A 25,574-nucleotide genomic window follows, 5' to 3' on the forward strand; every position below is an offset into this window, starting at 1 on the left:
GAGTACTTATAAATATAAGATGTCAGACTATCATGCAGTCCGTTCAGCGGACATTGTTGTTGATGGTCTTACGATCTTGGCTGGTGAAAATGGATGTGGAAAATCAACGCTATCTCGTTGGTTATATTATCTTGTTAATGGAGTTCAACAATTTGATAGACTCGTAATTAAAGATTACGTGGAAAAAGTTGAACGACTGATTCGTCAGCAGAGAATGGCTGCAAGAGAAATGCGCTATTATATTCAGAGTAGAGATACTTCTTCAAATAGAAGTATAAGCGATATTTCGTATAATTCTGTTAAGCAATTTAAAACCTCGGACTCTGATGAAGATATTATTCAGCAATGTCAAGAGAACTTTGCTCTGTCTATTCATAATCTAAGTGATTTAATCGTAGATTTCCTGAATAACACAAAGTCGGGTGTTCGCCGTGATCGTATTTTGGCGTACCTTAAGATCGATGCTAATGAAGCTATGATGGATTCGCATCAGGTCGCAGAAAACTTTGTAGATAAAAATCTGCGTCTATTAAGAAAATTTTCTGATCAGTTATATGTTGATTTGGAAAAACGTTCTTTTGAGTGTTTGATGAAGAATATTTGTCATGAATATGAAGAAGATGATAATCCTCCACAGTCTTTGCATTTATTTGAGGATGATGTTGATTTGATTGATGACGGAAGAGTTTCATCTCTATTTAGTCTTCAACGTGCCATTTATGTTGATACTCCTATGGCATTGACAAATGACTATGCTGAAAATGTTTTTTGGAGAGAATTGAGAAACTTGGTGCAACAATCTAAGCAGGAATTGGGGCTTCCTGAGAAAAAACTTCTACGTAGAATTAAAAATATTCTCCATGGTGAAGCCAAAATGGTTAAAGTAGATTCTCCTTTTGATGAAGAAGAATTGAGATTTGTAAGTGATGATGGTAAGGTCAATATTGAAATTGAGAAGGCCGCCACAGGATTTAAGACTTTCACATATCTTCAGCGTCTATTGGAAAATGGCTTCCTCGGTGATAAATGTTTACTGTTGATTGATGAGCCTGAAGCTCATTTACATCCTCAGTGGATTGTGGAGTATGCTCGTATCTTGGTTCTTTTACATAAAGAGCTGGGATTAAAGATTATGGTTGCCACACATAATCCTGATATGGTAGCTGCACTAAAATCTATTGCTGAGCGTGAGCAGGTTCTTGATAAGACACATTTCTATATTGCAAAGTCTTCAGAGAACTCATATGGTTATGATTACAAGGATTTAGGTGGAGATGTGAGTGAGATCTTTAAATCTTTCAATATAGCGCTTTCAAGAATTGAGTCATATGGAACCAGTAGTTTATAATAACGAATTCCTACGGCATCACCCTTTGATAGAATGTTGTTTAAGTACCTTAAATACTGTTTCAGAACGCGATTACCCAGGAAAAAACTATTTCAATCCGGAGATTGAATGTTTAGATATTGATACATATGAGTGTAAACATAGTCATGGAGAACGCGGTTGTACGGCTGATGCAGTAATTGGTATTAGCGCCTGCAAGAATAAGGTGTTAAGTGGTCATCGTCTCCAGATAGTTGAATTACGAATAGACTTTAAATCTCCTAAAAATTTACGCAAAGATGAACTGGAAAACAAGGTTACGCATACAAAGGAATTATTAGGCACGGAATTGCCAGTTGATACTTACAGCATATTTGTTTTTTCAGAAAAGGTAGCACCTCAGGCACGTCATTGGGTAGAATCCCAAAAACATGAGGGTGGTGAGATTCGATTTTGCAAAGCATATTCAGTGCAGGAATTTCATAATAATATATTGTCTGTTGATGATATACCGTATGTCCCTCAATATAATCCAAACTCAATTTCCGAAGAGTTGAATAAGTTGGTTGATGATGAGTCCTGGAATAAATTGTGTGAAAAGATGTCGTTTTGGATAAAACTGGCAGGAGAATTGAGATATGGTAATATCTATGAATACGATAGTCTTAAAGAAACGCTAACAAAGTGGTGGAGTGCTTTTCGTGCGAATTGTCCGATTATTGATGACGATGATGAACTGAATGCTCTTATTGTCGATGAAGACATTGAAACAGTTCTGAAATAAACACGATTTCCCAAAATACAGTTATGGCAAAACAGGCAACTATGAAAGTGTGGGATGTACAACTTGGGTTGGCAATCCATATCAAGGCTCCTAATGGAAAATACCTTGTTATTGACATGGGTACCGGCAACTGGGAGAGTGGTAATACATCCCCTTTGTCACTGTTGCGCTATAAGGATATTCATTATATGATAATCACACACCCACATCTAGACCATATAGATGACATCCTTCAATTTGACAATAATACACCTACGGTTCTTTGGAGAGCGACTGCTATCACAAATGACGAGGTGATGGAGGATGTTCGTGATTGTGATAAGCCTAAGTTTGAAAAGTATTGTGAAATTAACGATAGGTTTAGCCGCGCTATTAGTTCGGATGAAGATCCAACTACTGAAACTCCCTTTGATGGAATGACAGTAGTTAAATATGCTACAGTGCTTTGTGATAAATCAAACTTTAATAATTTCAGTCCAGTAACGATTGTTTGTTTGAGTGGCATTAAAGTTGTTATATGTGGTGACAATGAAACGGCCTCTTTTGAAAAATTGATGAATCAAACAGGTTTTACAGACGCTGTTAGTGATGCGGATATTCTCGTAGCGGCCCATCATGGTCGCGAAACTGGCTATTATAAGGATTTTGTTGACAAAGTGAACCCACGTTTGACAATAATATCTGATACATCTAAATCATCAACAACCGCTCAGACAAAATATACAAATGCGAGTCGCGGTTGGGATGTTCATAATAAGAATAAAGGCAAGGATGAAAAACGTTATTGCTTAACGACTCGAAGTGATGGAAATATTGAAATCGAGTTTGGAGAGAGTAACGACCCGAATTTTAAAAATGTTCTTTCTGTTACTATTCATGCTTAGTACTATAGACTCATGGAGAATTTACTTGATAGGCTATCATCTTATAACATACTGAATTATCTCATCCCAGGTGTACTATTCTTGGTATTGGTAGATGCCTTTGATATTGCGCCCATTGAGGAGAAAAATATATTGCTGATGCTTTTTGGAGGCTATTTTGCAGGTATGGTCTTGAGTCGAGTAGGCTCTGTTATAATCGAACCATGGTTTAAGAAGTGGAAGATAGTAAAGTATGCACAATATAAGGATTTTCTTGATGCAGAAGCAAGGGATTCGAAGATTTCGACTTTGTTGTCAGAAAGCAATATGTTCCGCACATTTGTTGCGATGTTTCTATTCTTGCTAATTCTATTTGGCATTTGCATGATTCCAAATGTTAAAGGATGGTTGAGGACACCATGGGCAGTTGTCGTTATGATTTTCCTAATGTTGATGCTATTTGTGTTTTCATACCGCAAGCAGTCTTCTTTTATACGCAAGCGAGTAGAACATATAATAAAGAGTCAGTCGTAAGTCGAATTTCTATTCTAAGGTAGATGGAAGAGATTTGCCAATAGCGATGATTCAACTTAATCCACAATATGAGGCGATATTTGATGCTCGGAACATTGATGAAGATTGCAATAATATAGCTGTATCGATATGCAGAAACTTGTAATAGCAAATAGAGGCTCTAAAGAGCAAGGGAAAACATCTTCTATCCGAGAGGTGTTCAATATTCTTGCTGCCAAATATCCTGCAAATGTCTATATTGACTATGGTGATATTATGGCAACCATTAAGATTGGGGATGTTCTGGTAGGTTTGGAGAGTCAAGGCGATCCTGGTTCTCGTATATTTGACTCTTTGGAGAAGTTCGTGGAATTGGGTTGTGATGTCATTGTGTGCGCCTGTCGGTCTTACGGAGATACGACCGATGCTGTATATGGGTTGGCAAATAATGGCTACCAGGTTATATTTGCCCAGAATGACAAATCTGATGATGAAGCAATGCAAGTGGTACTGAACAAGAAATATGCTACTCGCGTTGTAGATATGATAGAGGAACGAATTAGTGGTGATTTCTAGTCCAGACGAGTTGTTAAGTGCGATGCCAGGGACCGGGGGGGACAGGTCCCCTCTGTCCATGACACGAGTCCAGATGACTGACTTTGAGCGGAAGATATACGATGCGGTGACGTACAATGCGTTCCTGTTCTTGAAGGAGGCGCTGGGGCGTTTGCTGGAGCGCGATGCGGAAGGGAACGGCAAGATCGACAAGGAATTGCTGACGCTGACTTGTGCTGAACTGCAGATTGCGCTGGAGTTGGCAGTAAGGGCTGTGGTGATTCGGAGGGATGGCATCAAGGGCGTGCTTAAGAGCTCCCAGAAGGAACTCAAGGAGGATGATATCATTCGCCACTACGAAAACAAAACGCTGAAGGTTGAGGACTTTGAAAAATTGAAGAACCACCTTAAGAAACATAGCGTTACGTCACTAAAAAAAGAAGAGTTCGAAGAGGTTGAGCGTTTTCAGCTATACCGCAACAAGATTTCCCAGCTAATGTGAACTTCCGCATAACAGCCTGATACTGAGTGTAAAACGAAAACACCGTTTCCTGTTTCATCAGACATTCATCAGACATCCGGGAAATTGAGCCTTTTCCGCTCATTTCTATACAAAATTACTACTTTTTACCCGAATACGCAAGAGCGTTAAGATTTCTTATCCATTAAGAGTAAAGAAATGTTAATTTAAGAAAGACTGGTTGAGATGACAAAAGGGGCGTTTGAGGGGAAAATGAGAGAAAATCGAGAAAAATCAGGGTTCGGACTGCTCTGAGATAATCCGAGAGAAGTTGAAAAGACCCTTGTTTAACTAGAAAACAAAATTTCACAATAATAAACATTCTCTAACAAAGACGGTGGTAAAATGACAGGAGTTTGACTTCTGGCTAATGACTTGAAACAAATATCTGATTGCACAGGTGGTCGCATAACGATGCAGTTCGATACTGCCAATTGGAACCAATAAGTTTTGTTTGAATTATAATTGCATAAATCGATAATACACATAATATGGCAATATTCACCAACCTATTAGAAAAGGCGGCTGCTCGTATAAATGAGATACGCCAGAGCTGTACGTCATATAAGATTGGCAAAACAGGTATGCTTCTTGAATCGAGGCTCAATGAGCCTGATTACAAAGATGATTATACTTCGATTGAACCAGTATATGAATCAAATAGTAAGGAATTGTGCAGTTTTGCTGAGTCAGAACTGATAAATACTTTTATAGATGATCCTCAATGCGACAATAAGAAAGATGGAGATCATAGCATAGGAGATAATTTGGCAGATACTCCGCCATTCTATGTTTATGTTGTCAGTCGATAATAGGCAGACTTTAAATAGGATATTACCTGAAGGGTTGATACATATCTTAGAGAACTACGAGTCAGATTTCCATTTTGACAGGAGGAGACCTGGAGAAGTATACTTTCAGAGAATTCCTTTGTTTAGGGTGATTAGAAAAATAAGGTATTGAATAACAAAAACATTTAGAATTATGGCAATACAGATAAATCAAATAGAAATACTGAAGGAATATTTCAATGGCGTGATGAACAGAGCAGACCATCATGCAGATGATGTAAACGAGATAGTGTTGGCATTGATTGGCGGTGTGATTTGGCGAGCAGAAGGAAACTTTGAGGTTAAGCAATACGGTGGTGCGCCTGCAAACATCCTTTGGATGTATGTGGGTGACAATAGATATTGCTTCAAGTTTAACCACGAGACGGGTAAGATAGAATGTCATGAGGGTGGACATAATGGCGAACTGATAGAATCTTTCGATAACCAAACTTCGATTTCAAAGGTTAAGCAGTTCTTTGCAAATATTTGAATATCGTATATATTTGATAATAGAAAATAGTTTGCTATATAGAGATAGTTTTTTAACATTTGTCTTCTAACTTTTAAAATGAACATAATAAAAACAGCAATAGAAGGCGTCCTAATCATCGAACCAAAGATTTTCGAGGATGCCCGGGGGTATTTCTTTGAGTCATTCTCCCAGCGTGAATTCGATGAGAAAGTGGGGAGGGTAAATTTTGTACAGGACAACGAGAGTAAATCATCCTATGGAGTAATGCGTGGACTGCATTTTCAACGCCCCCCCTTTACTCAGAGCAAGTTGGTTCGTTGCGTAAAAGGTGCTGTGCTTGATGTTGCTGTTGACATTCGTAAAGGTAGTTCTACGTATGGTCAGCATGTGGCTGTAGAACTTACTGAGGATAACCACCGTCAGTTCTTTGTACCGAGGGGCTTTGCACACGGCTTTGCCGTGCTGAGCGAAACGGCAGTTTTCCAGTATAAGTGTGATGAGTTCTATCATCCTGAGGCTGATGGAGGAATCAGTATTTTGGATGATTCTCTTGGTATTGATTGGCGTATTCCTACAGAAAAGGCATTACTGTCTGAGAAAGATACAAAGCATGCAATGCTTAAAGATTTCGAAAGCCCATTTGATATTAACGTAAACCTTTACAAATGAATTATCGTGCAAACCGAATGCAGCAAGCTCGCTTATTGCTGAGGTGCAGCCGATGATGCATAAATTAACAGAGTAAATTTATGAAGGGTATAGTTCTCGCTGGCGGCTCCGGAACCCGCCTTTATCCCATAACAAAGGGTGTAAGTAAACAGTTACTCCCTATTTATGATAAACCGATGGTTTATTATCCGATTTCTGCACTCATGCTTGCAGGAATTAGGGATATCCTTATCATCTCTACTCCTTATGATCTCCCTGGATTCAAACGCCTGTTAGGTGACGGTTCTGATTATGGTGTACACTTCGAGTATGCGGAACAACCAAGTCCGGACGGCCTTGCCCAAGCCTTTATCATAGGTGAGAAGTTCATTGGCAATGATTCTGCTTGCCTTGTACTTGGGGACAACATTTTTTATGGTGCAGGTTTCACAGCTCTGCTTCGTAGGGCAGTTGAAGATGCTGAAGTTAATGGAAAGGCATCAGTATTTGGCTATTGGGTTTCTGATCCAGAACGTTATGGTGTTGCTGAATTCGATAAACAAGGCAACTGCCTTTCTATTGAGGAAAAACCAGCTAATCCTAAGTCAAACTATGCTGTGGTAGGTTTATACTTCTATCCTAACAAAGTGGTGGATGTGGCTAAACATATCAAGCCGTCAGCAAGAGGCGAACTGGAGATTACCACTGTTAATCAAGAATTCCTAAAAGATGGCGAATTGCTGGTAAAGGTGTTTGGACGCGGCTTTGCTTGGTTAGATACCGGTACACACGACAGCCTTGCAGAAGCTTCTACATTCGTTGAGGTGATTGAAAAGCGCCAAGGACTGAAAGTTGCTTGTTTAGAGGGTATTGCTTATCGCAATGGCTGGATAAACGAAGAGCGTATGCGTGAAATTGCTAAGCCCATGCTCAAAAATCAGTATGGTCAGTACCTTTTGAAAGTAATAGATGAGATGAAGGAGGATATTAACAGCGGAACGCTGGAACATGTGTAATAGTATTTAAATAGCAAATTTATGAAACCAGTAATAATAGCAGGGCCTTGTGTCATTGAATCACAGGATTGCCTAAATGAAGTCGCTGAGGAACTTGTTCGCCTGAACAAGAAATATGATTTGAGTATCATTTTCAAGTCTTCCTTTGATAAGGCAAATCGTACCTCTATCAAATCATTCCGTGGCCCTGGACTTGAAAAAGGACTGACGATGTTGAACGATATACGTGAGAAGTATGGCCTTAAACTTCTGACAGATATTCACGAAAGCTATCAAGCTGCCCCCGCAGGTGAGGTGGTAGATGTTTTGCAGATACCTGCTTTCCTTTGCCGCCAGACAGACTTGCTGGTAGCAGCAGCCCGGACAGGAAAGGTTGTAAACATTAAGAAAGCACAATTTCTGAGCGGTCAAGATATGGAATACCCAGTACAGAAGGTACGGGAAAGTGGTAATGATAAGGTATGGCTTACAGAGAGAGGGAATATGTATGGCTATAATAACCTTGCTGTTGACTTCCGCAATATAGCGGATATGAAGAAGTTCACAGATACAGTAATCATGGATTGTACTCACTCTGTTCAGAGACCAGGCGCCGCTGGTGGTAAGACTGGTGGAAATCGTGAATTTGTTCCAGCAATGGCTTTGGCGGCTAAAGCGTTTGGCGCAACGGGTTATTTCTTTGAAATCCATCCTAATCCTGAAGTTGCAAAGAGCGATGGCCCGAATATGTTGGCATTAAAAGACTTCGAGAAGGTGGTCAAATCATTATTGGATTGATGATGAATATAAAAATGCTTGTCATGGATGTTGATGGCACATTGACAGACGGGAATATATATATGTCTGCCAATGGAGAATTGATGAAAGCCTTCAACATTAAAGATGGATATGCTATTGCTCGACTGAGAGATTATGGTATAGAACCAGTCATTATAACAGGTCGCTCATCAGAGATTGTAAAGCAACGATGTGCTGAACTTAAAATAAAAGAATTGCATCAAGGCATAGAGAATAAAAGCTATAAACTGAGAGAAGTTTGTGAGAAACTGCATGCCGAATTGAGTCAGGTGGCATATATAGGCGATGATTTGAATGATTTGTCTTGTATGAAGATTTGCGGCTATTCAGCATGTCCGTCTGATGCTATGATGCAGGTTAAGGATAGTGTCAGTTATGTTTGTCAAGCAAAAGGAGGTGATGGTGCAGTAAGGGAATTTATTGACCATATTATCTCCAATCTCGAAAAGGATGATTCAATAGCTGACTATACATTTAATGAGATAAAATACGAGAGTCAAGATAATGAATAATATGAATGAAATAAATCAGTTTGCGGTAAAATGTTTTGAAGACGAAGCTCAGGCTATTTTGAATCTGATTCCTCGTCTGGACGAGAACTTTACCAAAGCGGCAGAACTTATATACAAATGTAAAGGTAAACTGATTGTAACAGGAGTGGGAAAGAGTGGTCATGTAGGTGAGAAAATTGCAGCTACATTGGCTTCGTTAGGAACACCTTCATTTTTCCTTAATCCGTTAGATGCATATCATGGTGATCTAGGGATGATTGCTACGGGTGATGTGGTAATGGCTATATCTTATTCTGGTTATACGGATGAGTTGTTGAGGTTTATACCTTTAATTATTGATAGGAATGTACCAATCATTGGTGTTTCAGGTAATCCAGATTCTCTTTTAGCTCAGTATTCTGTATGTCATCTTAACATTGCTGTTGACCATGAGGCCGATCCACTGAACTTGGCTCCTACATCATCTACAACAACTACTATGGCTATGGGTGATGCACTAGCATGCGCCTTGGTACATATGCGAAACTTTAAGCCAAGTGACTTTGCTCGTTTCCATCCTGGTGGTAGTCTTGGCAAAAGATTACTAAGTACGGTTAAAAACTCAATGGTCACGGAAAATCTCCCAATTGTAAAATTGGACGATAAGGTGAGTGACACTATTATCGCCATAAGTCAAACTAAACAAGGAATAGCAGTCGCCATTGAAAATGGAAAGATTGCAGGCGTTGTTACTGATGGAGATGTACGCAGAGCCATGCGTAATCAACAGAATGGTTTCTTCCAACTGAAAGTGAGAGACATCATGAGTTGCAATCCTAAAACTGTCAATGAAAAGGCAAAGTTAACAGAGGCTGGTAATATGATGAGAAAATATAATATACATTCATTGATTGTTGTTAATGATGATAATCAACTTGTAGGCATTATTGATTCTTTCGCTTGTTTGTTGTAAATTAATAGAATTAAAATATGAAGACTGTAGCATTTGTTCCGATTCGCTTGAACAGTAAGCGAGTAGTGGGTAAAAATCTGAAAATGTTGGGCGACAAGCCATTAATGTGCTATGTCCTCGAAACACTGGCTAAGGCTAAAGGTGTGGATGAGGTCTATTGCTATTGCAGTAATGAAGATGTGATAAAATACCTCCCTGAAGGCGTTAAGTTCTTGAAAAGACCAGAGTTCCTTGACAGGGATGAGACTCTTGGTAAAGAGATTTACGAGGAGTTTACTAAGACTGTGGATGCTGATGTATATATTCTTGCACATACTACATCTCCTTTCATGAAGAAAGAAACCTTCGAAAATGCTCTTGATAAAATTATCAATGAGGATTATGATTCGGCCTTTAGTGCAGAGAAGATTCAGACATTTGCATGGTTTAAGGGCAAAACATTGAATTATGATTTAAAGGAAATTCCCAGAACTCAGACTATTGAACCTGTTTTTGTAGAAACGAGTGCTTTTTTTATGTTTAAACGGGACATTTGGAAGGTGCATAAGCAACGTATAGGTTTCAAACCCTATATGGCATTAGTAGATAAGATTGAGGGTGTAGATATTGACTGGCCTGAAGACTTTGAGTTTGCAGAGAAAATATTGGATACTTACAAAAAATAGCATGCATATGAATAGCGATGCATGTCTGAATTATAGAATAGTTTGTCATAAGGTAAGCGGGTATATGAGAAGTCAGTGCCAGTATATTTGCAATCCGTGTCAAATCTCTGCAATCAGTTACTTCGGACAGGCACCAGTATCGGAGCCAATAATGCCGAGGCATGTAACGGCATTAGTAAAGCTGATTTCAAAAGCAAATCTTTTATTGCACTAAAGGAGGCTCGAGAATCACTTTATTGGATTGAATTGCTTCATAGGAATAATTTTATTGATGATAGGCAATACGAGTCTATATATGGTGACTGTGAGGAGTTGGTAAATTCTCCATCATCGCTGTAAAAAGATCAATGATACGGAATAAGAGGAGTTATAGGATTGGGTGTAGCAACATCTTCCATCTTCCTTCTTCCATCTAACATCTTTACGACATTCATCAGACATCCGGGAAATTGAGCCTTTTCCGCTCATTTCTATACAAAGCTAGCCATTTTTAGTTGTCAAATAGGCAATAGCTTTAAGAAAGTTTGTCATAATCCTTTTATGTGTAATATTTGAATGTTATAATAAAATTGAACTATTCTTTCAAATTTTTGATGGTAAGCCATCATTTTAGCGTAAGGTCATTCAAAATATAATATTTACCTTTGTCGCCAAATTCAAATTTTAGTTGATTATGGAGACAAGAGAGTATTTTGAGAAAGTGATGCAGGACTACAACCAGAACCGTAATGGCAGGAGCCTGCGTAAGTATTGCAAGGATGAAGCAGTGGATTACAACTGGCTCATGGAGTTCAAGAAAACCTATTCGGCTAGTAAGCCGGTAGAGCAACAGTCTTTCATTTCCCTCTCCTTGGAGGAGGAAACTCCGAAGCGGATGACCTGGGAGGTGAAGGTGCTGCAGTTGCAGAGTCCTGATGGTGACAGTATTGAAATCAAGAGTAATAATCTGTATGCAGTGTCCGAGCTGCTTCGCAAACTGTCATAGCCATGATTAATTTCACATCGAGAACCAAGTATTTCATTAGCAGCAAACCTACTGACATGCGCAATGGCCGCGAAGGGCTAGCAGGTATAGTGCGAGAGGTGATGGGCCATAATCCTAAGTGCTATGACGAGGCATTCATATTCTACTCAAAGGATTACAGGAAGGTCAAGATCCTCCATTATGACATCAACGGCTATGTGATGTATCAGAAATGGTTTGATAGTGGTAAGTTCTTGAAACCTGAATTTACGAAGGTACAGAAGAGCCACGAGATCAGTCGTGAAACGCTTATTTTGCTTCTGTCCACTGCCATCCAGACCAAGATAGCGATATAAAGAATATGTGTAAGACTTATACTCTTGAAGACAACGATGGCTTGATGGCCGAGCTGAAGTCCATGCATGGAAAGATGGCCGAGATGAGAGGCCGTTTGGAACGTGACGAGATTACTCCTGATGAGTGGAGGGAGTGGTATGCAGGATATCAAGCCCGTCTTGACGAGATCAAGGAGGCCGTTTCTGGGATGCGTGAGGAGATTTCTCGCAGAAATGCAGATTTGGAACGTCAGAAACGCGAGAGGGCGGCAGAATTGAATATGTCATTCGAGGAGTATGAAAATTATCTTAAGTCGCTGATAATCAGTTAGTTATATTAATATTTATTAACTTGAAATATTTGCATAAGTCATTGATTTTTAGTAACTTTGCAGTATGATAGAAAGAGATAATAGGGACATCCAGTTCACCCATCTTGCAATGGAGAACGTCAGGCTTCAGAACTTGGTTCTGGAGTATGAAGAGGAGCTCCGTCTGCGCGATGTGGAGGATGCTGCGGATAAGGCTCAAACGGCCGAAATGCTGGCATCTAAGGATCGGCAGATTGCCGAACAGGCTGCCCTTATAGAATCTCAGAAGAAAGACATTGAGCGCATCACGGCAGACAGAGACCAGGAGAGGGATAGCCGTATAAAGGCAGAAGATGAGAAGAAAGCCCTGATTATACAGCTGAACCAGCAGAAGCAGGATCATGAGGAGGAACTGAAGGAACTGCTTCCAGCCAAGGAAATGCTCAAGGAGGTCGAGAAGAACAATCTCGACTGTCAGGCTGTTATCAAGATGATGCTCAATCGCAAGTATAATACCAACAGTGATGCCAGACGCTATATGGATGGTGAGTTCTGTCTTGATGATCCGCTGATTCAAGACATGGGACTAGGCGATATAGTAAAGGCCCTGCTTGCACGTACTCAGACCTCCGATTACAAGGAGGAAGAAAAACCGGCGCCTCGCAGGTCTCCAAGAGGCAGTGTCAAACCGAAAAACAAGAAGAGCCAGGCAGGTATCAGTAAGAAACGCCGCAAGTGGACTAAGGAAGCTATCGAAGAGCTTGGCATCGACACGTCAAATCTCCCTAAAGGTGCAAAGCTCATCAAGCGTAAGGACAAGGATAGCGGCTATGACATTTGGTATGTAGAGCTGATAACCTATGTCGGTCCTAAGTTGGAGAGAAGGACATACTGCATAGGCCGTTTCAATGTGCCGGGCAGAGATCCGATGTGCAGCAAGTATCCAGAAAGTATCATACAGGGCAATCCGATGACGCCCAGTCTTGCAGCCTTCTACCTAGATCAGAAGATAGGCTACGGCATGAGTGAGGAGAGAATCCTTCAGATGCTGGCGCAGATGGGTGGCAACATCCCGCAGGCAACTTTGAACGGCTGGGCACATGATGTCATGGGCTATCTGAAGGACAGGCTGCAAGAGCCAATGAAGGATGCCATCAAGCTTTCTGTGTACACTCATAATGACGGCACACATATAATAGTCCGTAGCTGGAATGAGGAGAAGAAGTGTTACGAATACCATGTGGAGTGGATTCATGGTGTGCTTTCTCCTGATATGAAGACGGTAGTTATGCTCTATGCTGATGGCAGTCGCAGTCATACGATCCAGGAAGAGGAGATTTTCAAAGGCTCCAATATCAAAAGTTTCATTGCAGACCGGGCTCCTCTATATGAGACTATAGTCAAGGACTTGGAGGAATACCATATTGTACGTGCTGCCTGCTGGTTTCACGCTCGCCACAAGTTTGTTAATGCCTATATCAGTGACAAGCGCATGGCTCAGATAATAGACCTTATTAATGGTCTGTTCATGATTGAGCGTCAGGCAAAGGACATGAGCTTCAAGAAACGGAAGGAATTTAGGAGGATACACAGCAGACCGCTTGTGACGAGGCTGTTCTTCCTCCTTCATAAGATGCGACGGCGGGCAGAAGACTATGGGAAGATGGTTAACGATGCCGTGAATTATTTATTAGATGATGAGAAAGCCTTTAAGGCATTCCTTAAAAATGGTAGAATTGAACTCTCAAACAGTGCTGCGGAGCGTATGTTCCGACACATAGCCATGGGCCGTCGTAATTGGCTGCACTCTGGTAGTCATGATGCTGCCCAGAACATAGCCTTCATGTACTCGCTGTATGAAAGCTGTAAGCTTAATGATCTGAACTTCTTTGATTACATCAATGATGTGCTGACCAGACTGATGAAGGGTGAGACCGATTACAAGTCTCTTATCCCATGCAATTACAAGCCTCTTCCCAAGGACGATGGTGAAGGGCAAAAAGAGGCGGCCTGACTCTGTCAATCGGGCAATTTTTAAACTCAAGTGAATTTTTCTGAAATTGTTTTGTACGTAACTTGCTGAAAATCAAGTTTACGTCAAAGTGATAGTTTACTTTTTGATGAGGTGAGATTAAGAATGAAAGATACTATCATTTCCGTACTAAAAGGAAGCCTTTTCAAAGAAACATTTATTTATACTGCTACAGATATGATAGGGAAGGCTATGGCTTTTATACTCCTTCCCATAGTCTCTTTTTATATGCCTCCAGCAGAACTAGGAATAGCTACAAACTTTACGGTACTAACGGGATTGATAATTCTATTATCTGGACTTGCTATTGTTAATAGCTTATTCTATTTCTTTTATGAGCAGAATAAGAATGAGAACAACCAGATGGTTTCTAATTCTATACTACTATGCATTATTTTATCTTGCACTATTGGTAGTTTAATGTTATTATGCCATCGTATAATCGAAACTTATCTGATGTTAGACAGAAAGATACAGTTGCTTAGCATGGCATTTGTTATTGGTAGCCTAATTTCACAAGCCAATCTAAATGTATTACGTTTAGAGAATAAAGCAAAACAATACGCAGCTTTGCAGGTCTTACAAATAGTATTGCATGCTATTGTAGTGTTATTTTTTGTAGTCACCTTGAAAGGTGGAGGCATCGGAAAAATTTATGCAGAGGTATTAGTTTTCTCATTTATAGGGAGCATCCATTTCGCGTTCTTAATGCGAAAGGGCTATTTGAAATTGAAGGCAAGTGTTGCGTGGATGAAAAAACTATTAAGTTTTGGTTTACCCTTATTACCACATTCTTTGTCATTTTGGTTAAAAGGGGGAATGGATAAAATATTAATAACAACATATTGTGGTCTTCAATTTAATGGTTTATATTCTATGGCACTTAGCATTAGTTCAATTTATACAATGCTTATCCAGTCATTTTTTAATGCATATATTCCTTATTTACAAAAAAGGTTATCTTTTAATGGTGAAGCAATCGATGAAAAAAAAAGAATTGTCAAACAAATATATTTAATTATTTCTATATTTGCATTAATTGCAATAATATCCTTAGGTGGATGTTGGTTTGTATTTAATTATATGATTGATTCTAAATATTTAACTGCATATCAATATTTACCTGTTATATTTTTAGCCAATTTTGTCTATACTTTCTATAGTTTTACGATACAATTTATTTATAAAGCCAAGAAAACTTTTGTTATGGGAATAATAACATTCACTGCAAGCTTAACGCAAATGGCTTTAACGTTCTGGTTCGTACAACTTTTTGGAGTTATGGGAGCTGTATATAGTCTTTTACTAGGTAATTGTCTTATAACAGTTGGAATTTCTTTATATAGTAATTATGTTTATCCCATGCCATGGGTATCGTTTAATAGAAAATAATTTATTATTATGAATGATTTTGAAAAGTATAAAATAATAAAGGAACAATACGACATAGAATATAATGGATATAAATTAAATCGTATTTTGGCACTTGTCTTGTGGTCGTTTGCGAATGATCACATGCGATTCCGATATAGGGCAATAGCAAAATTATTTTTGTCTTATAATTTTAATAATTTATTTTATAATTCTAGCGCGCATCAAATATTGTCCACTTTTGGTACTTATAATCGCAAAGATCATTTGGAGACTTATGAGAATGTTCTTTCTATGTTAGGACCATTTGTTTCAAAGAATATTCTTATTAATCCCAAATTGAGATTCTGTTTTAGTATAAGATCATTTTTGTTTTCATTCAAGAATTGGAAGTCAAGAGTATGGCAGTTAAATAACTATACAAAAAAATCTAAAATAGCTCTGCTTATTGAAACAGTTTTTTGGTGTAACAATATTAACTCATTAAGTCGTAAAGATTTTGTAGGTGTAAATAAGTACTTAAGTTTTTGTGATGCGCTGGATTTAGAAAATTTGTTGACTCAACATTTCAAGAGATTGGGTGTTCCTACCTATTCAATGACACATGGTTGTCATCACATTTCTCATAAATCGCCAGAGCCAGGTATGATTGATTATGAAAATCTTGAAACAGACAATTTATTAATGTGGGGAAAATACTCAATTAACGAATACGTTTCATGGGGTATTGACACAAAAAAATTGCTACTAGCAGGTTACCCGAAGTCAAACAAATTAGTGAATTATAGGAAAAAAGAAGAGACAAAACGATGTATTGTTTTTCTATCCCAGCACTATTTTTTTAATCAAAATATGCAATTGCTTAATATTATTTCAAAATTCACCGACAAATTTGAATTTACTATAAAACCGCATCCTGCAGCCGTTGAATACTATTTTAAATTTATTAATGAAAATGGAATGAAAATGATACCTTCTAACGAGACAATTGAAAATTGTTTAACTCAGGAAAAATATGATTGGGCTATTGCAGTAAATACAAATGCATATTACGAAGCTTTAATGCGCGGAGTTATATGCCTACGTTATAATGATGGAAGCTTTGATTTAATGCCAGGTTGTGATGATGTCTTTGAAAATCCAGATCAATTTGAAATGAAAATAATTGAAAGATTTGGCCTGTCCCAGGAAGAATATCAAAAAGAAATCAATGATGTCCTAGAATATACTATGGGAGTGGGTATTAATAATTATCGTAAAATTATTGTAGGTTCTTAATTAGATCAAATAAATAAGAGACTTTGTTATATGTTAGCATTGAAACTAAATAATAATATGATACTGTAATACAGATTATATTAATGATAAAAAATGGTAACATCATCCTAATGAGATAAGAAGCAAATCAAGGTGCGATTAATTGGTGAAAGAATAATAGTTAAAAATTATTCAGTATCCCCAAATGAGAAAAATGAATAATAAAGTATTAGTCACAGGCGGAGCCGGATTTATTGGATCACATGTTGCCCTGAAACTGATAGAGAAGGGCTATGAAGTGACAGTTCTTGATAACTTGTTGGAGCAAATCCACGGAACAGATTCCGACAAGACCTCTCCGCTCTATTGTAGTATCAAGGACAAAGTGAGATTTATCAAGGCAGATGTTTGCGATAAGGCTGCCCTTGAACAGGGATTGCTGGATGCAGACTATGTGATTCACCTGGCAGCTGAGACTGGTACCGGTCAGTCTATGTATGAAATTAAGCGTTACATAGATGTAAACATTGGTGGCACAGCCTTGCTACTAGACCTTCTAACCAACACCAAGAATCACGTTAAACGTGTAGTGGTTGCAGAATCTCGCGCTATCTATGGTGAAGGGAAATACCATTGCGAAAAGTGCGGTGATGTATATCCCACTGAGCGCAAGGATGAAGATATGGCCAAAGGTGACTTTGAATGCCATTGCCCCAAGTGTGGCGGAAAAGTTTCATTAGTTGCTACAACAGAAGATAGTGCCATCCATCCTTCTTCTGTATATGGCATTGGGAAGCAGGTACAGGGACAGTTGGTACATTTAATTTGCAAGAACATAGGTATAGAGTCCGTATCCTTCCGTTACCAGAACGTATATGGCCCTGGTCAGTCATTGACCAATCCTTATACGGGCATCCTAAGTATCTTCTCAAATCGCATTAAGAGTCACAAAGGAATTAACATCTTTGAAGACGGAAAAGAGACACGTGACTTCGTGTATATTGATGATGTGGTAGATGCGACCATAGCCGGCATGGAAGTGCCTGAGGCAAACGGCCACGTATTTAATGTGGGAACTGGTATAGCAACAGATGTGCTTACCGTTGCTCAAACGCTTTGTAAGCATTATGGTATAGACGTCCCTTTGAGAGTATCTGGTAATTATCGCTTGGGCGATATTCGCCACAATTATGCAGATATTTCCCGGGCAAAACAGATTCTTGGATTCCAGCCCAAATGGTCATTTGATGCAGGCATCAAACAATTCACTGATTGGGTGAACCGGCAGGATTTACAGACAGATAATTACGAGGCTTCTTTGGAAGAGATGAAGCAAAAAGGCCTCTTTAAATAATGATTTACGTATGAAGGTACTAGTAACAGGAGCCAATGGTTACATTGGCCGTCACGTGGTGAAAGCCCTTTTGGATAAAGGTGCTGAAGTGATAGCGTGTGATATTGTCACCAATGATGTAGATGAGCGTGCAGAACGTAAGACGTTAAACCTCTTTGAACTGCCAGAAGGCAATGTATATGAACAATTAGGTTCACCTGATGTTTGCCTCCATATGGCTTGGCGTAATGGCTTTGTGCATAATGCCCCCACCCAAATTGGTGACCTCTCTGCTCATTATAAGTTCTTGACTGCTATGATTGATGGTGGTCTGAAGCAACTGGCTGTGATGGGAACTATGCACGAAGTTGGCTATTGGGAAGGTGCTATTGATGAAAACACCCCATGCAATCCTATTTCTATGTACGGCATTGCTAAAGATGCCCTCCGCAGAGCTATGATACTCTATTGCCAGCAGAAGAACTGTATTCTCCAGTGGCTTCGCTGCTACTACATACTAGGTGATGACAAGAAGAATAACTCCATCTTCTGCAAACTCTTGTTGGCTGCGGAAGAAGGCAAAAAAAACTTCCCGTTCACGACAGGTAAGAATCAGTATGATTTTATCACAGTTGATGAACTTGCCAATCAACTTTCTGCTGCTGTTATGCAAAAGGATGTTGTTGGAATAATTAATTGTTGTACAGGCAAACCTATGAGCTTAGCTGATAGGGTAGAGCAATTTATTAAGGAGCATAATCTTGACATTAAATTGGAGTATGGCGCATTCCCTGACAGACCGTACGACTCGCCATGTGAATATGGGAACAACAAAAAGATACAACAGATATTGAAATAGGAGATTAATCAATATGTGCAATGATGTTGACAAGACAAATAAAATTAATACCTATTGTTCTGCTTAGCGGAGAGACATAGAGAGAAGGGTATGTAACGTTCTAACATAAGAATATGAAACTGATATATTACATAAGAAAGATATTGGCACTTAGGAGTTCAGATGCTTATAGTAAGTGGTTGAGGAGTAATGGAATAGTCATTATGGGGGGGGTGCATTTCAATCCCCGTTCCACTCTAATAGATATTACTCGTCCCTCTCTTGTAACAATTGGTGAGAATTGTTATTTCAACTCCAATTTTACATTATTAACACATGATTATGTTGCGAAAGTATTTATTGAGAGCGGTAGGGACTATTTACCGAGTTCAGGAAGGGTGACAATAGGGAATAATGTTTCAACAGGAAGAAATGTTACCATATTAAAAGGAGTGACCATAGGTGACAATGTATTTATAGCAGCAGGTTCAATTGTGACAAAAGATATACCTTCCAATAGTATAGCTGCTGGAGTACCGTGCAAAGTAATAATGAGTCTTGAAGACTATTATCAGAAAAGAAAGAGAGAGTATGAGAAGGAGGCCCAAGATTATGCCAATAGCATAAGGGAAAGATATAAGCGAGAGCCGAGACCTGAAGATTTTTGGGAGGAATTCCCGTTGTTTGTATCTGGTAATGAAGTGGACAATTACCCTCAGATACCTATCAAATATCAACTTGGTCCCTCTTTTGTACGATATATAAAAGAACACAAAGCAAAGTATAAATCCTTTAAGGATTTTGTTGATTCATCAAAAATGATTAAATGATGTCTATTTACGAATTAGCCTATAAGATAAAATTAAGACTAAGGATTCTTCTCTATGGATTCTTTAATAAAAGATATTTCGGTTCTTTTGGGAAGAGAGTGACAATCGTCCAGCCTCTAAAGATCGAGGGAAAGAAAAACATCTATTTAGGCGACCAAGTGCATATAGCTAATTATGCGTGGCTCGCGGCTCTTCCACTAACGGGGGAGAAGGAAGTTCGATTGGAGATAGGCAGTGGAACGTCAATAGGACATTTTAATCATATCTATGCTACAAAAAGCATTGTGATTGGAGAAGAAGTACTAACTGCAGATAAGGTTTATATCAGTGATAATCAGCATCATTATGAAGATATAAGCAACTCTGTGATTCGACAGGCTGTCAATCAGTGTAATCCAGTGGTTATAGGTGAAGGTAGCTGGCTAGGTGAGAATGTTTGCGTGATAGGTGCGTCAATAGGAAAGCACTGTGTGATAGGAGCTAATAGTGTAGTAACTAAAGATATTCCTGATTATTGCGTGGCAGTGGGAGCACCTGCAAGAGTTGTTAAAAGGTACAATAAAGAGTTAATGAAATGGGAAAGAGTGTAGTAATGAAAAGAAAGTCGCATTGGTTTCTTGCCATTATCATTTTTTTTATAATTCTTTGCACTAGTTCTGTGATTGCACAGATGTTTGGGCCAACACAGATTGAGATAGGTTTGTGTGCTATAGGCATTATGTTTATGTTTGCGAACAGTCCAAGAGATTATAAACTTAACTTCTTTATTGTCTATGTTATATGCTTGTCGTTCTTGTCCATCTTACAGTTCCTTTTGTATTCAGAGAATATACTTCATTGGTTGAGGTTGATGCTTTTGTTTATAGTAATGACGCAGATGTCTATTTATGTTATTAGTCGTCACATTAACGCAGTTAAAATATTTTATAGAGTATTTCTTCTAATGTGCATAGTTTCAACTTCAGTGTATATGGTAGTAGAAATTGCACAGATAAGTCTTCCTTATACAAGATTCGCAACAGATTGGTTGCCAACATACGATGTATATTATTATGTATATTGTTCGATAGTGACAGATTTCGGAACAGACACGTTCATGGGTTTTACTTTTAAACGGAATTGTGGATACTTTACAGAAGCTGGACTTTATGCATTTTTCATTGTTTTAGCTCTATTTGTTTGGCTATTTGTAAAAACTAAGAAAAGCAAGGTTGAATTGGCTATTTTATTGGTTGCACTCCTTTCAACATTCTCAACAACAGGATTGATTTTGACGGTGCTTATGTTTGCCTACTATATTAATACTCGTAAAATCAAAGGAAAAGCTATAAGGTGGCTGTTGGCCTTAATGACTGTTGGAGTAGTGGTCTTTGTTGTGAATGATTTGCTGGCAACTAAGCAAGAAGAACACTCATTTTCTTTTTCAGCAAGGATGTTTGATCTAATAGGTGGAATACAGCTTTTTCTACAAAGCCCTATATGGGGGTGGGGCTACAAGAACCATGATGCGTTCTATGTAATTTCTATGCAAGGATTTGGAACAGAGCGTTCAGATTCAAATGGTGTTGTTTCTGCATTATATCAAATCGGTATTCTTGGTTGTACGATTTTTTATGTCCCTTTTATTTTAGTTCGAAAAAAGCTCAAGGAGAATAAAAGGTTGTTTTCTTTTCTTTCAATTCTGCTGATACTGTTGATGATGGGAGAACCTATACAATATACAACAACGGGTGTCGCAATTGTTGGATTCGTTACAGCTATGTTAATGACAAAGAACAAAGTAGATTTAAAATTTGAATAAATGGATACTAAATTCATAGATAAAAATATATTACTTATAGCGCCCAAGTTTTTTGGGTATGAGTATGAAATTATTAAGGAATTGGAGAGGAGAGGTTCTAAAGTATATTATGTTCAAGAAAATATAGATTCATCCAGTTTTCGTGAGAAAATTATCAATAAACTACCAAAACAACAACAAAAAGAAATACGACAGAACTATTTTATTGAACGATTCAGGAAGAATATACCGAGTAGTGTTTGTATAGACTATGTATTCGGTATTCGAATGGATTTATTGGCCGAAGACGCTCTAAGTTATTTAAGAAAGACATACCCTAGAGCACGATATATATGCTACTTTTGGGACTCATCAAAGAATATGAGAAATGCAGAACTAGTTGCAAGTTACTTTGATAAGGTTCTGACCTTTGATCGTGCTGACACAAACAAACACGAGGGCTGGATTTTCCGGCCGCTGTTTTTTATCAATGCATATGAACGGTGTAAGAAACTAGAAGGTAAGGACCTTGATATACTATTTGTCGGCTCTCTTATGCCTAAGAGGGCTGAATTATATTTGTGGCTTAAAGACTTCTGCGCTGAAAATAGGCTGAGCCTTTATGCTTATTTCTACTGCAAAGTATTTGTATATTTGGCAAACTACTTCAAACAATCCTTATATAAAAAGTTACCCTCATCAATAGTGCACAACAAAGGATTGCTACAAGAGAGACTTATAGGATTGTTTGAATCCTCTAATGTCATTTTTGACTGCAGCAGCCCTTCCCAGAGTGGATTGACAATGAGAACCATAGAGTGTTTAGGAGCAAGAAAGAAGATGATAACTACTAATACAGATATTGCCAATTACGATTTTTATAACCCACGGAATATATTTATTTTTGATCCTAAGAGGCGACAGGAAATGTTGGAGTTTGTTAAGGATAGAACCTATCAGGATCTTTCCCCCAAACAATATGAATACTATTCCATACGTGGTTGGATAGACAGTATTTTTGAATAAAAGAAAAGAATATGAATAACCCTTTTATTTCCGTAATAGTACCAGTATATAATGCTGAATCATATCTGAAAGGATGTTTAGAATCTATTTTGAATCAGAGCTATAGTAACTTCGAATTAATTTTAGTAGACGACGGCTCCACAGACAATAGTGGTTGGCTATGCGATAACTATGCCACTATAGATTGTCGTGTCCGTACTTTACACAAGTCAAACGCAGGAGCAGGGGCTGCCAGAAATGATGGCCTTTCAACGGCAAAGGGAGAATACATAGTGTTTGTTGATTCAGACGACAAATTGAGTTTAGACTACTTTGAGCGTCTTTCGAAACACGATGAAGATGTCGTATATATTGATGTAGAGGATGTAAATGAAAAAGGTCAGGTTATTAAACATGAGTATATGTCACCATATAAGACCTTGCCAAAAATGGACTTCCTGCGTTTTCAGATGACAGGTAGTTTGCCATGGGGTGGGGTTCGAAAGTGTGTTAAGAAACAATTTCTTATCGAAAAAAAAATAAAATTCAGTAATCACAAGATTGGGGAAGAGGCAATATATAGTTATCAGGTTTTACGCTTTGCTAAAACGATTGGGTTTATGGAAGGGGTTTCCTACTACTGCTTACTCCACGACAACAGCCTTTCTCAAACAAAGTTGGATGACCCTTTAGGATATGTTCCACTGGATTTAAGAGAGAAGGTTAAAGAGAATGGTGATTATGTCGAACTTGGAGGTACAGTTAATGCCTTTATAAAGGTAGCAGCTGCCAGTTCAGTATATGTAATGGCACAGAAATATCCGTTCTTAAAATTTAAAAGAATGGCTGAGAATAGACTCCAAAAGATGAAAAGCGAAATAGATTCGGATGTGTGCACCGACTATCAACATATCAGCAGAAGGCATAATTTTGCAATATGGTTCATGGAAAAAAGATTGTGGCTCCCAATCTGGATAGTCAGTAGATTAAGACAATGATATCGAATATCCATTGTTTCTGATACCTATACCTAGTTGCTCTAGTGTGGAAGTGGCTTAATTTTGGGTGAGACAAAAATGATGCAGGCAATACCGCAAAGATGATTTAAAGTGTTTTGCATTATTTGAATTCGATAAAGACACGAGTTATAATCTACACCTCCGCAGAAATAGAGATAAGAAATGTTTCTATAGTGTCTTTGAAGATCATTGTGGATTATTATGTTGTTAAAGTGAAATGAATAAAATAGCAGTAATACTACCTGTTTATATGAATGATAAGGTAGAATTCCTCAGCTTATCAGTAGATAGTATCCTTAATCAGACTTATAGGGATATTCACATCTTTATAGGTGTAGATGGCCCTATTAATGATGATTTAGAGAAGTATCTTAACATTATAAATCGAAAGGATCATGTGAGTATAATAAGGTTCTCAGAGAATCGTGGCCTTGCATGTGTTTTAAATGATTTATTAGATATATGCTTCAAAGAAGGGTATGAATATATTGCTCGCATGGATGCAGATGATATTTCTGTTAGAAACAGGTTTGAAAAACAGATGGCGTTTCTTGAAGTGCACAAGGATATAGACGTTGTTGGTGGATCTGTTTTGGTAATTGATAAAAATGGTAAAAGCAAAGGACAGGTGTTAAAGTATCCAGAAACACATAATGCTTGTGTGGAAAGATTTTCACGGCGTAATCCGTTATCGCACCCTGCAGTTTTGTTTAGGAAGAGTTATTTTGAAAAAGCAGGTTGTAAATACCGTCCTGATTATAAAAAAAACCAGGACACTTTGTTGTGGTACGACGGTTTATTGAAAGGAGTGAAAATGGGTAATGTTCAGGATGTTATTCTTAAATTTCGGAGCACGGATGATATGATAAAAAAACGTCGTAGCGGAATAGACGCTGCCAAAAAACAATTATCTGCGCGACTTATGATTAATAAAGGTCTAGGATATGGTTTTATTTCATATTTTTATGCGTATGCGATTTTTATACTTATGATTTCACCTTCGTGGCTAAGATCTTTTGTATATAGTAAACAATAACAACTTTTATTATTGAATTATGAAAATTAAAGAATTTATTGAGAATTTCGTTGATCAGTTCGACGATTTAGAGTTGGCGGATGTAACCCCTGAGACAGTAATGCGTGACTTGGACGAGTGGTCATCCATGATAGGTCTTTCTTTGTTGAATATGGCAGAGAAGAGTTATGGTGTGCAGTTAACATTTGATGAATTGCGCAATGCCATCACTGTTCAGGATTTGTACGACACCATTGCAAAAAAACAGGGATAATGGACAGCCCGTTTGTAATTGAAGGCAAGTCAATATTTGTGACTGGTGCCGCATCTGGTATAGGCAGGGCAACTGCTCTGCTCTGTGCCAAGATGGGCGCTATGGTAACTATTACCGACTTGAATGAAGAACAATTGAAAGCAACCTTTGAAAGTCTTGAGGGTGATGGTCATCAGATGGTTATTGCAAATCTGACTAATAATGATGATTTGCAGCGATTGATTGATACCTTGCCAAAACTGGAAGGTGTGGTTTGTAATGCTGGTATTATCAAGACTATCTTGGCGCAATTTGCTGATAAATCTGATATTGAACGTATACTTAACATTAATACCATAGCTCCTATCTATTTGACCAAGCTTCTGCTTGAGAATAAGAAGATTAAAAAGGAGGCTTCAATTGTTTATACATCATCAATGGGTGGTGTGTATAATGGTGCTATTGGTAACGGTCTATATGGTGCCTCGAAGGCTGCATTGGTAGGCTTTGTGAAATCTTTGGCTTTGGAGTTGGCCCCAAGGGGTATCCGTGTGAATACGGTACATCCGGGTATTACTGAAACTAACATTTACAACAATACTTCCATTACTCCAGAACAATTGGAGCAGGAGAAGGCTCACTATCCGCTGAAGCGTTTTGGAAAACCTGAAGAGATAGCTAATGCTATTGTATTCCTGCTCTCTGATGCGTCTAAGTGGATGACTGGTAGCCAGTTGCTGATAGATGGAGGCTGTTCATTAGTTTGATTTTAA

General features: G+C 38.4%; 31 protein-coding genes. All 31 read left to right on the forward strand.

Going from position 1 to position 25,574, the window contains the following annotated elements; translation table 11 throughout:
* Nucleotides 1-19 precede the first annotated feature (19 nt).
* The 31 genes from M1D30_RS03460 (at nucleotide 20) to M1D30_RS03615 (ending at nucleotide 25,568) form a co-directional block, all read left to right on the forward strand.
* The gene (locus tag M1D30_RS03460; RefSeq protein ID WP_248506310.1) at nucleotides 20-1,348 is read left to right on the forward strand and encodes an AAA family ATPase; all 1,329 of its coding nucleotides are present in this window, start codon (nucleotides 20-22) and stop codon (nucleotides 1,346-1,348) included.
* Nucleotides 1,329-2,111, forward strand: a complete 783-nt coding sequence (locus tag M1D30_RS03465) for a hypothetical protein (RefSeq protein WP_248506312.1) — start codon at nucleotides 1,329-1,331, stop codon at nucleotides 2,109-2,111. Before M1D30_RS03460 ends, M1D30_RS03465 begins: the two co-directional genes overlap by 20 nt.
* A 23-nt stretch (nucleotides 2,112-2,134) precedes the next feature.
* A complete protein-coding gene (locus tag M1D30_RS03470) occupies nucleotides 2,135-2,995 on the forward strand; it encodes a ComEC/Rec2 family competence protein (RefSeq protein WP_248506319.1) in 861 nt (286 codons plus the stop codon).
* A 12-nt stretch (nucleotides 2,996-3,007) separates the two neighbouring features.
* Nucleotides 3,008-3,508 (forward strand): hypothetical protein, encoded by a 501-nt coding sequence (locus tag M1D30_RS03475; RefSeq protein WP_248506320.1) that lies wholly within the window; start codon nucleotides 3,008-3,010, stop codon nucleotides 3,506-3,508.
* A 129-nt stretch (nucleotides 3,509-3,637) separates the two neighbouring features.
* Nucleotides 3,638-4,063: a hypothetical protein gene (locus tag M1D30_RS03480; protein ID WP_248506321.1), complete on the forward strand. Its 426-nt coding sequence runs from the start codon at nucleotides 3,638-3,640 to the stop codon at nucleotides 4,061-4,063.
* A gap of 58 nt (nucleotides 4,064-4,121) precedes the next feature.
* The gene (locus M1D30_RS03485; protein ID WP_248506322.1) at nucleotides 4,122-4,544 is read left to right on the forward strand and encodes a hypothetical protein; all 423 of its coding nucleotides are present in this window, start codon (nucleotides 4,122-4,124) and stop codon (nucleotides 4,542-4,544) included.
* 509 nt (nucleotides 4,545-5,053) lie between these two features.
* On the forward strand, nucleotides 5,054-5,374 hold the full coding sequence (locus M1D30_RS03490) for a hypothetical protein (protein ID WP_248506323.1): 321 nt from the start codon (nucleotides 5,054-5,056) through the stop codon (nucleotides 5,372-5,374).
* 172 nt (nucleotides 5,375-5,546) lie between these two features.
* Entirely contained in the window at nucleotides 5,547-5,885 is a 339-nt protein-coding gene (locus tag M1D30_RS03495) for a hypothetical protein (RefSeq protein WP_248506324.1), read from the forward strand.
* Nucleotides 5,886-5,963: 78 nt separating this feature from the next.
* Nucleotides 5,964-6,536: a dTDP-4-dehydrorhamnose 3,5-epimerase gene (rfbC, locus tag M1D30_RS03500; protein WP_248506325.1), complete on the forward strand. Its 573-nt coding sequence runs from the start codon at nucleotides 5,964-5,966 to the stop codon at nucleotides 6,534-6,536.
* Nucleotides 6,537-6,616: 80 nt separating this feature from the next.
* Nucleotides 6,617-7,531, forward strand: a complete 915-nt coding sequence (rfbA, locus tag M1D30_RS03505; RefSeq protein WP_248506326.1) for a glucose-1-phosphate thymidylyltransferase RfbA — start codon at nucleotides 6,617-6,619, stop codon at nucleotides 7,529-7,531.
* Nucleotides 7,532-7,552: 21 nt separating this feature from the next.
* The gene (kdsA, locus tag M1D30_RS03510) at nucleotides 7,553-8,308 is read left to right on the forward strand and encodes a 3-deoxy-8-phosphooctulonate synthase (RefSeq protein WP_248506327.1); all 756 of its coding nucleotides are present in this window, start codon (nucleotides 7,553-7,555) and stop codon (nucleotides 8,306-8,308) included.
* Nucleotides 8,308-8,841: an HAD family hydrolase gene (locus M1D30_RS03515; protein WP_248506328.1), complete on the forward strand. Its 534-nt coding sequence runs from the start codon at nucleotides 8,308-8,310 to the stop codon at nucleotides 8,839-8,841. Before kdsA ends, M1D30_RS03515 begins: the two co-directional genes overlap by 1 nt.
* A gap of 1 nt (nucleotide 8,842) precedes the next feature.
* Nucleotides 8,843-9,793 carry an SIS domain-containing protein gene (locus tag M1D30_RS03520; RefSeq protein WP_248506329.1) on the forward strand — a complete coding sequence of 317 codons (951 nt, stop codon included), beginning with the start codon at nucleotides 8,843-8,845 and terminating at the stop codon, nucleotides 9,791-9,793.
* Between the two features lie 17 nt (nucleotides 9,794-9,810).
* Entirely contained in the window at nucleotides 9,811-10,458 is a 648-nt protein-coding gene (locus M1D30_RS03525) for a cytidylyltransferase domain-containing protein (protein WP_248506330.1), read from the forward strand.
* Between the two features lie 96 nt (nucleotides 10,459-10,554).
* The gene (locus M1D30_RS03530) at nucleotides 10,555-10,797 is read left to right on the forward strand and encodes a four helix bundle protein (RefSeq protein ID WP_248507729.1); all 243 of its coding nucleotides are present in this window, start codon (nucleotides 10,555-10,557) and stop codon (nucleotides 10,795-10,797) included.
* 334 nt (nucleotides 10,798-11,131) lie between these two features.
* A complete protein-coding gene (locus tag M1D30_RS03535) occupies nucleotides 11,132-11,443 on the forward strand; it encodes a hypothetical protein (RefSeq protein WP_248506331.1) in 312 nt (103 codons plus the stop codon).
* A gap of 2 nt (nucleotides 11,444-11,445) precedes the next feature.
* Entirely contained in the window at nucleotides 11,446-11,778 is a 333-nt protein-coding gene (gene tnpB / locus M1D30_RS03540) for an IS66 family insertion sequence element accessory protein TnpB (protein WP_248506332.1), read from the forward strand.
* Nucleotides 11,779-11,783: 5 nt separating this feature from the next.
* Entirely contained in the window at nucleotides 11,784-12,089 is a 306-nt protein-coding gene (locus M1D30_RS03545; protein ID WP_248506333.1) for a hypothetical protein, read from the forward strand.
* 64 nt (nucleotides 12,090-12,153) lie between these two features.
* On the forward strand, nucleotides 12,154-14,082 hold the full coding sequence (locus tag M1D30_RS03550; protein WP_248506335.1) for an IS66 family transposase: 1,929 nt from the start codon (nucleotides 12,154-12,156) through the stop codon (nucleotides 14,080-14,082).
* Between the two features lie 123 nt (nucleotides 14,083-14,205).
* Nucleotides 14,206-15,492 (forward strand): lipopolysaccharide biosynthesis protein, encoded by a 1,287-nt coding sequence (locus M1D30_RS03555; protein WP_248506336.1) that lies wholly within the window; start codon nucleotides 14,206-14,208, stop codon nucleotides 15,490-15,492.
* Between the two features lie 9 nt (nucleotides 15,493-15,501).
* Nucleotides 15,502-16,749, forward strand: coding sequence for a hypothetical protein (locus tag M1D30_RS03560; RefSeq protein ID WP_248506338.1), 1,248 nt, complete (start codon nucleotides 15,502-15,504; stop codon nucleotides 16,747-16,749).
* A gap of 193 nt (nucleotides 16,750-16,942) precedes the next feature.
* Nucleotides 16,943-18,082, forward strand: coding sequence for an NAD(P)-dependent oxidoreductase (locus tag M1D30_RS03565; protein WP_248506340.1), 1,140 nt, complete (start codon nucleotides 16,943-16,945; stop codon nucleotides 18,080-18,082).
* 10 nt (nucleotides 18,083-18,092) lie between these two features.
* Entirely contained in the window at nucleotides 18,093-18,920 is an 828-nt protein-coding gene (locus tag M1D30_RS03570) for an NAD(P)-dependent oxidoreductase (RefSeq protein WP_248506342.1), read from the forward strand.
* A gap of 113 nt (nucleotides 18,921-19,033) precedes the next feature.
* Complete coding sequence (locus M1D30_RS03575; RefSeq protein WP_248506344.1) at nucleotides 19,034-19,729, forward strand: DapH/DapD/GlmU-related protein; 696 nt, start codon at nucleotides 19,034-19,036, stop codon at nucleotides 19,727-19,729.
* On the forward strand, nucleotides 19,726-20,319 hold the full coding sequence (locus M1D30_RS03580; protein WP_305883863.1) for a DapH/DapD/GlmU-related protein: 594 nt from the start codon (nucleotides 19,726-19,728) through the stop codon (nucleotides 20,317-20,319). Before M1D30_RS03575 ends, M1D30_RS03580 begins: the two co-directional genes overlap by 4 nt.
* Nucleotides 20,320-20,699: 380 nt before the next feature.
* Entirely contained in the window at nucleotides 20,700-21,530 is an 831-nt protein-coding gene (locus M1D30_RS03590; RefSeq protein ID WP_248506346.1) for an O-antigen ligase family protein, read from the forward strand.
* Nucleotides 21,531-22,535, forward strand: coding sequence for a hypothetical protein (locus tag M1D30_RS03595; protein ID WP_248506348.1), 1,005 nt, complete (start codon nucleotides 21,531-21,533; stop codon nucleotides 22,533-22,535).
* A gap of 11 nt (nucleotides 22,536-22,546) precedes the next feature.
* Nucleotides 22,547-23,512: a glycosyltransferase gene (locus M1D30_RS03600; RefSeq protein WP_248506350.1), complete on the forward strand. Its 966-nt coding sequence runs from the start codon at nucleotides 22,547-22,549 to the stop codon at nucleotides 23,510-23,512.
* Nucleotides 23,513-23,750: 238 nt separating this feature from the next.
* Nucleotides 23,751-24,569 (forward strand): glycosyltransferase, encoded by an 819-nt coding sequence (locus M1D30_RS03605; RefSeq protein WP_248506352.1) that lies wholly within the window; start codon nucleotides 23,751-23,753, stop codon nucleotides 24,567-24,569.
* 19 nt (nucleotides 24,570-24,588) lie between these two features.
* The gene (locus M1D30_RS03610; RefSeq protein WP_248506354.1) at nucleotides 24,589-24,822 is read left to right on the forward strand and encodes an acyl carrier protein; all 234 of its coding nucleotides are present in this window, start codon (nucleotides 24,589-24,591) and stop codon (nucleotides 24,820-24,822) included.
* Nucleotides 24,822-25,568, forward strand: a complete 747-nt coding sequence (locus M1D30_RS03615; protein ID WP_248506356.1) for an SDR family NAD(P)-dependent oxidoreductase — start codon at nucleotides 24,822-24,824, stop codon at nucleotides 25,566-25,568. The genes M1D30_RS03610 and M1D30_RS03615 overlap by 1 nt, the downstream gene beginning before the upstream one ends.
* Nucleotides 25,569-25,574 lie beyond the last annotated feature (6 nt).

The sequence above is a fragment of the Prevotella sp. E15-22 genome (genome assembly GCF_023204875.1).
Taxonomy (GTDB): Bacteria; Bacteroidota; Bacteroidia; order Bacteroidales; family Bacteroidaceae; genus Prevotella.

What these genes read in the sequence shown, in the direction of transcription:
- M1D30_RS03515 (WP_248506328.1), top strand. Translation starts at nt 8,308, where the DNA reads ATGATGAATATAAAAATGCTTGTCATGGATGTTGATGGCACATTGACA.
- M1D30_RS03495 (WP_248506324.1), top strand. Translation starts at nt 5,547, where the DNA reads ATGGCAATACAGATAAATCAAATAGAAATACTGAAGGAATATTTCAAT.
- M1D30_RS03580 (WP_305883863.1), top strand. Translation starts at nt 19,726, where the DNA reads ATGATGTCTATTTACGAATTAGCCTATAAGATAAAATTAAGACTAAGG.
- M1D30_RS03480 (WP_248506321.1), top strand. Translation starts at nt 3,638, where the DNA reads ATGCAGAAACTTGTAATAGCAAATAGAGGCTCTAAAGAGCAAGGGAAA.
- tnpB (WP_248506332.1), top strand. Translation starts at nt 11,446, where the DNA reads ATGATTAATTTCACATCGAGAACCAAGTATTTCATTAGCAGCAAACCT.
- M1D30_RS03545 (WP_248506333.1), top strand. Translation starts at nt 11,784, where the DNA reads ATGTGTAAGACTTATACTCTTGAAGACAACGATGGCTTGATGGCCGAG.
- M1D30_RS03520 (WP_248506329.1), top strand. Translation starts at nt 8,843, where the DNA reads ATGAATGAAATAAATCAGTTTGCGGTAAAATGTTTTGAAGACGAAGCT.
- M1D30_RS03615 (WP_248506356.1), top strand. Translation starts at nt 24,822, where the DNA reads ATGGACAGCCCGTTTGTAATTGAAGGCAAGTCAATATTTGTGACTGGT.
- M1D30_RS03460 (WP_248506310.1), top strand. Translation starts at nt 20, where the DNA reads ATGTCAGACTATCATGCAGTCCGTTCAGCGGACATTGTTGTTGATGGT.
- M1D30_RS03565 (WP_248506340.1), top strand. Translation starts at nt 16,943, where the DNA reads ATGAATAATAAAGTATTAGTCACAGGCGGAGCCGGATTTATTGGATCA.
- M1D30_RS03560 (WP_248506338.1), top strand. Translation starts at nt 15,502, where the DNA reads ATGAATGATTTTGAAAAGTATAAAATAATAAAGGAACAATACGACATA.
- M1D30_RS03600 (WP_248506350.1), top strand. Translation starts at nt 22,547, where the DNA reads ATGAATAACCCTTTTATTTCCGTAATAGTACCAGTATATAATGCTGAA.
- M1D30_RS03570 (WP_248506342.1), top strand. Translation starts at nt 18,093, where the DNA reads ATGAAGGTACTAGTAACAGGAGCCAATGGTTACATTGGCCGTCACGTG.
- rfbC (WP_248506325.1), top strand. Translation starts at nt 5,964, where the DNA reads ATGAACATAATAAAAACAGCAATAGAAGGCGTCCTAATCATCGAACCA.
- M1D30_RS03535 (WP_248506331.1), top strand. Translation starts at nt 11,132, where the DNA reads ATGGAGACAAGAGAGTATTTTGAGAAAGTGATGCAGGACTACAACCAG.
- M1D30_RS03485 (WP_248506322.1), top strand. Translation starts at nt 4,122, where the DNA reads ATGACACGAGTCCAGATGACTGACTTTGAGCGGAAGATATACGATGCG.
- M1D30_RS03525 (WP_248506330.1), top strand. Translation starts at nt 9,811, where the DNA reads ATGAAGACTGTAGCATTTGTTCCGATTCGCTTGAACAGTAAGCGAGTA.
- M1D30_RS03575 (WP_248506344.1), top strand. Translation starts at nt 19,034, where the DNA reads ATGAAACTGATATATTACATAAGAAAGATATTGGCACTTAGGAGTTCA.
- M1D30_RS03590 (WP_248506346.1), top strand. Translation starts at nt 20,700, where the DNA reads ATGGTAGTAGAAATTGCACAGATAAGTCTTCCTTATACAAGATTCGCA.
- M1D30_RS03595 (WP_248506348.1), top strand. Translation starts at nt 21,531, where the DNA reads ATGGATACTAAATTCATAGATAAAAATATATTACTTATAGCGCCCAAG.
- rfbA (WP_248506326.1), top strand. Translation starts at nt 6,617, where the DNA reads ATGAAGGGTATAGTTCTCGCTGGCGGCTCCGGAACCCGCCTTTATCCC.
- M1D30_RS03605 (WP_248506352.1), top strand. Translation starts at nt 23,751, where the DNA reads ATGAATAAAATAGCAGTAATACTACCTGTTTATATGAATGATAAGGTA.
- M1D30_RS03475 (WP_248506320.1), top strand. Translation starts at nt 3,008, where the DNA reads ATGGAGAATTTACTTGATAGGCTATCATCTTATAACATACTGAATTAT.
- M1D30_RS03465 (WP_248506312.1), top strand. Translation starts at nt 1,329, where the DNA reads ATGGAACCAGTAGTTTATAATAACGAATTCCTACGGCATCACCCTTTG.
- M1D30_RS03470 (WP_248506319.1), top strand. Translation starts at nt 2,135, where the DNA reads ATGGCAAAACAGGCAACTATGAAAGTGTGGGATGTACAACTTGGGTTG.
- M1D30_RS03610 (WP_248506354.1), top strand. Translation starts at nt 24,589, where the DNA reads ATGAAAATTAAAGAATTTATTGAGAATTTCGTTGATCAGTTCGACGAT.
- M1D30_RS03550 (WP_248506335.1), top strand. Translation starts at nt 12,154, where the DNA reads ATGATAGAAAGAGATAATAGGGACATCCAGTTCACCCATCTTGCAATG.
- M1D30_RS03555 (WP_248506336.1), top strand. Translation starts at nt 14,206, where the DNA reads ATGAAAGATACTATCATTTCCGTACTAAAAGGAAGCCTTTTCAAAGAA.
- M1D30_RS03490 (WP_248506323.1), top strand. Translation starts at nt 5,054, where the DNA reads ATGGCAATATTCACCAACCTATTAGAAAAGGCGGCTGCTCGTATAAAT.
- kdsA (WP_248506327.1), top strand. Translation starts at nt 7,553, where the DNA reads ATGAAACCAGTAATAATAGCAGGGCCTTGTGTCATTGAATCACAGGAT.